The sequence below is a fragment of the Pseudomonas sp. SDO5532_S415 genome, assembly GCF_054071155.1.
Window position 1 is genome coordinate 20,912 of record NZ_JBSVWS010000065.1, and the last position, 7,064, is coordinate 27,975.

The 7,064-nt window shown below is 53.8% G+C and carries 6 protein-coding genes and 1 pseudogene; 1 reads left to right on the top strand and 6 read right to left on the bottom strand.

Annotated features, from left to right (window positions below):
* Positions 1-95 precede the first annotated feature (95 nt).
* From ACW9HW_RS15955 to cysZ, 6 genes and pseudogenes are all read right to left on the bottom strand, one after another.
* Positions 96-884 carry a phage antirepressor KilAC domain-containing protein gene (locus ACW9HW_RS15955; RefSeq protein ID WP_457400725.1) on the bottom strand — a complete coding sequence of 263 codons (789 nt, stop codon included), beginning with the start codon at positions 882-884 and terminating at the stop codon, positions 96-98.
* Between the two features lie 63 nt (positions 885-947).
* On the bottom strand, positions 948-1,589 hold the full coding sequence (locus tag ACW9HW_RS15960) for an ATP-dependent Clp protease proteolytic subunit (protein ID WP_457400727.1): 642 nt from the start codon (positions 1,587-1,589) through the stop codon (positions 948-950).
* Positions 1,590-1,920: 331 nt separating this feature from the next.
* On the bottom strand, positions 1,921-2,433 hold the full coding sequence (locus tag ACW9HW_RS15965) for a phage antirepressor KilAC domain-containing protein (protein WP_457400728.1): 513 nt from the start codon (positions 2,431-2,433) through the stop codon (positions 1,921-1,923).
* A 786-nt stretch (positions 2,434-3,219) separates the two neighbouring features.
* A pseudogene (locus tag ACW9HW_RS15970) lies at positions 3,220-3,480 on the bottom strand (site-specific integrase); the annotation flags it as partial.
* 58 nt (positions 3,481-3,538) lie between these two features.
* Complete coding sequence (locus tag ACW9HW_RS15975) at positions 3,539-4,828, bottom strand: DUF6538 domain-containing protein (protein ID WP_457400729.1); 1,290 nt, start codon at positions 4,826-4,828, stop codon at positions 3,539-3,541.
* An 87-nt stretch (positions 4,829-4,915) separates the two neighbouring features.
* Positions 4,916-5,668 carry a sulfate transporter CysZ gene (gene cysZ / locus ACW9HW_RS15980; RefSeq protein ID WP_457400731.1) on the bottom strand — a complete coding sequence of 251 codons (753 nt, stop codon included), beginning with the start codon at positions 5,666-5,668 and terminating at the stop codon, positions 4,916-4,918.
* Between the two features lie 315 nt (positions 5,669-5,983).
* Here cysZ and trxB point away from each other — a divergent pair, with 315 nt between their 5' ends.
* Positions 5,984-6,940 (top strand): thioredoxin-disulfide reductase, encoded by a 957-nt coding sequence (trxB, locus tag ACW9HW_RS15985; RefSeq protein WP_095193879.1) that lies wholly within the window; start codon positions 5,984-5,986, stop codon positions 6,938-6,940.
* Positions 6,941-7,064 lie beyond the last annotated feature (124 nt).

A 7,064-nucleotide genomic window follows, 5' to 3' on the forward strand; every position in this document is an offset into this window, starting at 1 on the left:
CCAGTCATCGTGCGAATTTTTCCACCGGTTCACTGGGGCTAAAAATAGTACTGTAATGCGTAGCCTTACTCACCTGTGGAGTAAGTCAGTGCGAATTAAGCGGCCAGTTCTACCGGGAGCCATCCAGCTTCACGAAGCAGCTTGCCGATGTATATTTCACCCTTGCCGGTCACCATGGTCTTGTTGGAGCGGTAAGTATTACCCGCTTCACTGTATACCTTTCCTACAACTACGAAGTGCCTGGAATCAATGTATCGCTGGTAGGGTGTGTTGTACTTGTCTGTCATCAACACTTTGCCGTTACGTAGTAGCTCGAAGAGCTTGTTGCGACCGATTCCATACTTCTTCGCTACCTCGCTTACCGTCTGCAAGTTCGAGGCGCGATTTACCGCGTCATGAAATTCAATCTTCGGTGCATCTCGTTCCGCATTCAGGGCTAACTGCGTGTATCCTTCAGTCAGGGCCTGAGCTTGTTGGATGATGGTGTTAAGGTAGGGCTCTGGATTATCTAGCACATACAGGGCGGCATTCTCGTGTACCGCCACACCACTTGTCGCAAGGCGGTCATACGCCCGGATTACCTTCAAATGATACTCGGAGCTGATCCACATGGCGTAGTCGTAGACTAGTTCTTTCGCCACATAAGTGCCGCCATAGCGACCTGCCTTAGTCTGTAAAGGGTACGAATCTGTACCTTTGGCTAATTCGCTGATCAGATCTTCTGCTTGGCGTACCCATAGGGTCGGCTTGTGACGAGGTGCTCCGCCAGCAGCTTTATGGAAGTCGTTGAGACAGTAGCGTCCCTCACGGTCCCGTCGTACGTAGAAACCACCGATCATGATTTCTGTAGTTTGGGCGTCTTTGATACTAACAATGTTGCTCATTTTATAATGCTTTCCTTGCGGTTTAAGGGTCAGCTACTGCTGACGATAATATTTGTGTTTCTATTAAGCAGCCACACGGTTTTCCCAGTGCTGCATGATTTCTTCGATCCGCCTGGCTTTGCATTCTTTGCGGTACTCTTCGTATAGCGGAAGACGGGCACGCAAGTCGTCTGCAAAGAAATATAGGTCCTTGCCGTTGTCCAAAGCGTCAATCAACTCTTCCTCAGTGAGAAGCCCATTGTAGGTTCTCTCAACCCAGTCACGGTTGACTCGTTCCATGTATGCGACACTTGCACGGACATCCGATTCTTTTCCGTACCCCGGGGAATAAGAGCATGAGTGAATCATCATCGTGCTACTGTCATAGATCACCCAGTCATCGGCTTGAAGGGCAATGGCTGAAGCGACTGAAGCGCATGTAAAACCGATCTCGACTGTGATCTTTGCCTCGCACTCATCCATGCGGCGGCATAAGTAGTCGCAAGTTTCCAGGCTCCCACCAGGGGACGAGAGTCGGATGTAAATCTCATCTTCTTCTGTCGCGCATGCCAGGACATTAACTAACTCGTCATAATCATGGATCTCACCAATAGGGCCGGTAAGTGGTATGAGATATTGCGTTGAGCTTCTCGTTCTTGCAGTGATGTAGGTCGGGTGTTGGTTGTTCGCGGTTTCAACAAGTGTATTGCTAGTGTGGTATTTCATAGGTTTTCTCTTACGGTCGTAGATTTTTGATAATGGTTTTCCGTCGCCACATATGTAGTGTTTGATGAGGTTTTAGGTTTTCATTTAACTCTCATTATGGCTTGACGCTTGGCGAGCTTGTTTCTTGCTTATGGTGCAGCCAAGAGTGGATCGGCTTCTGGCACTAGAGGTTGGCTGGCGTGCTGCACCAGCCACCTTCAAGATGTACTTCGTCCAGATCGGTGCATAAGGTCGTCCTGTGCTCAGCACTTTCCCATTTCGGCTTGCTCACCAAGTGGCAATCATGATGCAGTAGTGCGCATCAATTACCGCATTTGTGGGTCAAGTCCGATTACAAACCCTGGCGCCCGTTCTGCTTAATAAATTGCTGGATCCAGATAATCCCTTTCCCTGTGAATAGAGGAACGGGAGTGATTTTCCGCTTGCCGGTCTTGCGGTCCTCGCAGTTGACCCATACAGCCTGCAGCCGGCCCGCATCCAGATGCTGCTGATATGGCAAGTTACGCTTATATCCGCTGCCCATCAGGATCTTATGCATACGAAGGTAGTTAAAGAGCTTTGGCTGGCTCGTCCCTAACGTCTTGGCAACAACACCTGTATTAAAAAGCTCCTCTGTGTCAGCCATGTCGTCATAGAACTCTACCTTTGGGGCGTCTGCGTCGAGCTGCCATTCCAGCGCTTTCACCAGGCCAGTCAGTGCTTCGCGTTCTCCTTCCAAATCAGCGGCGAGTTTCAGTGCGTTGTAGAGCGCGTTCGGCACCGTGAAAGGGACCCCGTTAGCCATGATTACAGCGCTAGCGAATTGGTTGTGTGCAGCGTTGGTGTACTTGTCTTGCGTTTTCATATAATTAGTAACTCTCATAATTTGGATGTAGCTGCCCGTCGCTACAACTTAGTAGCGTTTAGTGCGGGCGATGATAAAGATTGTCTCGCGAATTGTTTCAGCACTCGGCGAGGTCGGTGCGTGTTCGGGCCGGAGCTAGGTCATAGTTCTATCCTGTAGTTTGTTAATCGGTTTGTCAGGGCGGCAGGAGGCCGTCACGGAAACTTAGAGTTCCGTTGCATTAGTAGGAATTGGGAATCGATGTGCTTTATGGCTCTATGCTCAGCCATGTGTGCGAGGGCGATTCTCTTATGTCATTCGTTATTCTCCATTCTTGGTAAGGGGTGTTTCATGAGGGCGGACTTATCTTGCAATTAAGGCATGGCAGTTACTCGTACATTTTAAACTAGGGCTAGGATGTTTGGATTTGCCAAATCCCGGACACGACGAAAACCCTGTGCAGTTCCCGGTGATTTCCGAGCTCGGCAGAGAGTTGTTTTCTTACTTGTCCAATGGACCTGTTGGATCTGGGTGGGGCGTGCTGCGAATTCTATATGGCTGATCGCGGAAGTCAATACTCTTGCGCGAAAATTTTCTTGGTGTAGTGCAATCCCAGGTTTCAGTGGGATATCTTTTCTGTCTTTGTTCTCGTTGGCCGCATGATAGCAACAGGAAGTTTGTTGTCAATGGATTTTTTGCGCAAAAGTTCATCGAGTTCCAACTATCAGCTCACTTAAGATAGCTATAAGCCACCAACTTCCACGATCAACAATCGGCGCTGCCTAGGCCCGCGTGCAGTTTCTTCCTTTATATGGGGTCGTGTTTTATTGGTTTCGCCATGGCGGTCAACGGAGAGCGGCTGCCGTACATGCTGAACGACTCAGCACCGTCCCGATGTCCGGTTATCCATTTGATGAGCGAATCCTGTACCCCAGCGTCCCGCAAATCGTCGACGAGCGTGTGCCGAAAACTGTGGAACGTTTTCCGGGGATCAGAGATGCCCAGCCTCGACTTGTACCGACCAAACCACTTCGACGGTGCGTGACCCAGTTTTCCACGCACGGCTTCTCACTTAGGAGCCTGACGCCTTAGTTCCAGCGGACTGACCTAGCTCAGTATCGACACTTCATACGTTGGGAAGCAGTCCGGCGGCCTTGGCGATGCTAGGAAGCTTCCGTATTTCCTGGGCCATTCGAGAAAGCGGGTTAATTCCGTAGCTGTCGCCGATGTGTCCTGACGCATGCCCAGTGATCCAGTCACTGACCTCTTTGGGGATGCCGTGCTCCCTGGCTAGGGTTTTGAAGCTGTGTCGAAACGCGTGGAGCGGATGGCGGCCCGGTTGGTACACCCCGCACCGTTGTGTGATCGGCCGCCAATACTTGGAAACAATCCCTGCAAAGCCGTCAGAGACTTTGACCAATTGAGGGAAAACCCTGGTTCCAGGCGTACGATCTTGCACCAGCGTCAACAAACCAAGGCCGATCAAGTCCGGGTGAACAGGGATTTCTCTGCGGCTGCTGTCGGTTTTGACTGATTTGTCAGGGCGGTCGTCGATGATCCGAATGAACCACGAGCCTCCTTCGTGCTGGTGGATATCTTCTACGTATAGCTGAGCCAGCTCTTCACGTCGGCCACCTGTATACGCGGCTATCAAGGGTATCCAGAACACTGCATTGCCCGGACGATCTTCGGCAGTTCGAAGCCGATGAAACTCGGCATGACTGAATAACGTGACCAGTTCGCTCCAGCTGTACCCCCGGTTATCGTCCAGGCGGCGTTTCGGTTTACCTGATCCTAGACGCTTGTGAATACGTGATGTACTGACGGGATTTGTTTCAATCAAGCCAGAGTCCACCGAAAACGTCAGTACCGATGACAGCCTTGCCAATAGCAGTCGCGTGGATGAGGTCGCCAGTGGCTTCACGTTGGCGTTTTCGGGCTGGATCAGGTTGGTAGCGAACTTATGGATATGCGAAGGCTGGATCGCCGCAATGGGCATGTCGCCCATGTCAGTGATGTACCGATTGACGGCACGGCTGTAGTCGACTGCGTGACGCCGCGATACGTACTCAGACCTACCCGACATGGAGATGGACTGAACGTAACGTGCTAGCGCTTCTGAAAGCTTTATGGAGGATTCTATGCGAGCTGGCAGATAAGAGGCAGGTAGGGGCTTTGCTAGCACCTCCGGCTTGTGGTGTTCCATGCGGATCCCTTGGCGGGCATCGTTGAACAGTCGCTCAGACTCTGCATATGCAACGGCAAATGCGGCCTTCGCTTGGTGGTGGTTTCGAGTGTTCAGCGAACGGCGAATCTCGGTCTTGCCGATAATGTTCCTTAGATCATCCGGCACCCTGCGTCGGAGGTAGTAGATGCCCGAGTCGGGGTGCCGGAATGGTTGTGCTATGAGTGCCATGTGTACCAGCCTTGTGTATCAGTTGGCTGGGAAAGGGCAGTTCAAGCGTGATCAGCAAACGGGCGCTTTCAGTCAGTCATGACCCGCTCAGCGTTGTACCACGAGGTTCTCCGCGCCGCGCTCGCGCACCCAGAACAGCGTTGCCCCGGCCACGGCGGCCGGCATCATCAATATATTCACCACCGGGATCAGCAGCACCAGGTAAACACTGCCGCCAAAACCCATGCTCTGCCAGCGCTTCTCGCGCAGCCAGGCAAGCATTTCGTTCCAGCCCAGCTTGTGGTTATCCGCCGGGTAGTCGATGTACTGGATTGCCATCATCCACACCCCGAACAGCAGCCAGAGTGGCGCGGCGATGATGTTCAGCACCGGGATGAAGGAAAGGATGAACAAACCGATCGCACGGGGCAGGAAATAACCGAGCTTGCGCATTTCCCGGGCCAGGGTTCGCGGAATCATGGCGACCAGTTCGCCCCAGCTGAAGGCCGGGAAGTCGTCGGTGCCGCGCACTACCACCTCGACCTTTTCCGCCAGAAAGCCGTTGAACGGCGCGGCGATGATGTTGGCGAGCATGGTGAACGTGAAAAACACCATCAACACCACCAGCACCACAAACAGCGGCCACAGCACATAACTGAGGAAACTCAGCCAATCGGGCAGCGACGGCATCAGCGTATCGACCCACAGGCTGAACTGATGGCCGGCCAGATAGATCAATCCGACGAACAGCACCAGGTTGATCATCAGTGGAAGCAATACAAAAAGGCGCAGGCTGGGGCTGAGAACCAGTTTCAGGCCCTCACGCAGGTATTGCGGGCCGGACAGAACGGGGGCGGGCATAACGTGCTCCGAGCAGAGGGAAAACGCGCCGACCTTACCGGCTTTACCTGACGGGCGAAAGCGCGGCAGCGGCATCGACATTAACTGTAACAAAGGCGTCCTGTTCGTCACGCTGACGGGATAGAGACCACCTATGAGCTGGATTGTTAAACCGTATTTCCTTAATCTTCGCCCCCTCGATACGCTGCACCCAATCTTTTTACAGGACTGTCGAGTTCAAGCCTTCCCCAAGTGCTTTCAATGGTCCTTTTTTATTCCCGCCGGCAACCCGGCGTTCCGCGCCAGGTGTTCCGGGCCGGTCAACAGGAGCAGGTCATGTCTGAAGTCCGTCATTCGCGAGTGATTATTCTCGGTTCCGGCCCTGCCGGTTACAGCGCCGCGGTCTATGCCGCCCGTGCCAACCTCAAGCCACTGCTGATCACCGGCATGCAAGCCGGCGGTCAACTGACCACCACCACCGAAGTCGACAACTGGCCGGGCGACGTCCACGGCCTGACCGGCCCGGCGTTGATGGAGCGCATGAAAGAGCACGCCGAGCGCTTTGAAACCGAGATCGTCTTCGATCACATCAATGCCGTGGACTTCGCTGCCAAGCCGTACACCCTGATCGGCGACAGCGCGACCTACACCTGCGACGCTCTGATCATCGCCACCGGCGCCAGCGCTCGTTACCTGGGCCTGCCGTCGGAAGAAGCGTTCATGGGCAAAGGCGTTTCTGCCTGCGCCACCTGCGACGGTTTCTTCTATCGCAACAAGCCCGTGGCTGTGGTCGGCGGCGGCAACACCGCTGTTGAAGAAGCTCTGTACCTGGCCAACATCGCCAGCACCGTGACCCTGATTCACCGTCGTGAAACCTTCCGCGCCGAGAAGATCCTGATCGACAAGCTCAATGCACGGGTTGCCGAAGGCAAGATCATCCTGAAGCTGAACGCCACCCTGGACGAAGTCCTGGGCGACAACATGGGTGTGACCGGTGCCCGTCTGAAGAACAACGATGGCAGCTTCGACGAAGTGAAAGTCGACGGCGTGTTCATCGCCATCGGCCATACCCCGAACACTTCGTTGTTCGAAGGCCAGTTGACCTTGAAAGACGGCTACCTGGTTGTCCACGGCGGCCGTGACGGCAACGCGACGGCCACCAACCTCGAAGGTATCTTCGCGGCGGGTGACGTGGCTGACCACGTCTACCGTCAAGCCATCACCTCGGCTGGCGCCGGTTGCATGGCGGCCCTGGATGCCGAGCGTTATCTCGACAATCTGCAGAACGCTTGATTCTGATTCTGTAGAAACAAAAAACCGGCTTCGGCCGGTTTTTTTGTGCTCACAAGAAATGTAATCAACCCTGTGGGAGCGAGCCTGCTCGCGAAGACGGACTGACAGTCAACATTGATGTCGC

What these genes read in the sequence shown, in the direction of transcription:
- trxB (WP_095193879.1), top strand. Translation starts at nt 5,984, where the DNA reads ATGTCTGAAGTCCGTCATTCGCGAGTGATTATTCTCGGTTCCGGCCCT.
- ACW9HW_RS15960 (WP_457400727.1), bottom strand. Translation starts at nt 1,589, where the DNA reads ATGAAATACCACACTAGCAATACACTTGTTGAAACCGCGAACAACCAA.
- ACW9HW_RS15975 (WP_457400729.1), bottom strand. Translation starts at nt 4,828, where the DNA reads ATGGCACTCATAGCACAACCATTCCGGCACCCCGACTCGGGCATCTAC.
- cysZ (WP_457400731.1), bottom strand. Translation starts at nt 5,668, where the DNA reads ATGCCCGCCCCCGTTCTGTCCGGCCCGCAATACCTGCGTGAGGGCCTG.
- ACW9HW_RS15965 (WP_457400728.1), bottom strand. Translation starts at nt 2,433, where the DNA reads ATGAAAACGCAAGACAAGTACACCAACGCTGCACACAACCAATTCGCT.
- ACW9HW_RS15955 (WP_457400725.1), bottom strand. Translation starts at nt 884, where the DNA reads ATGAGCAACATTGTTAGTATCAAAGACGCCCAAACTACAGAAATCATG.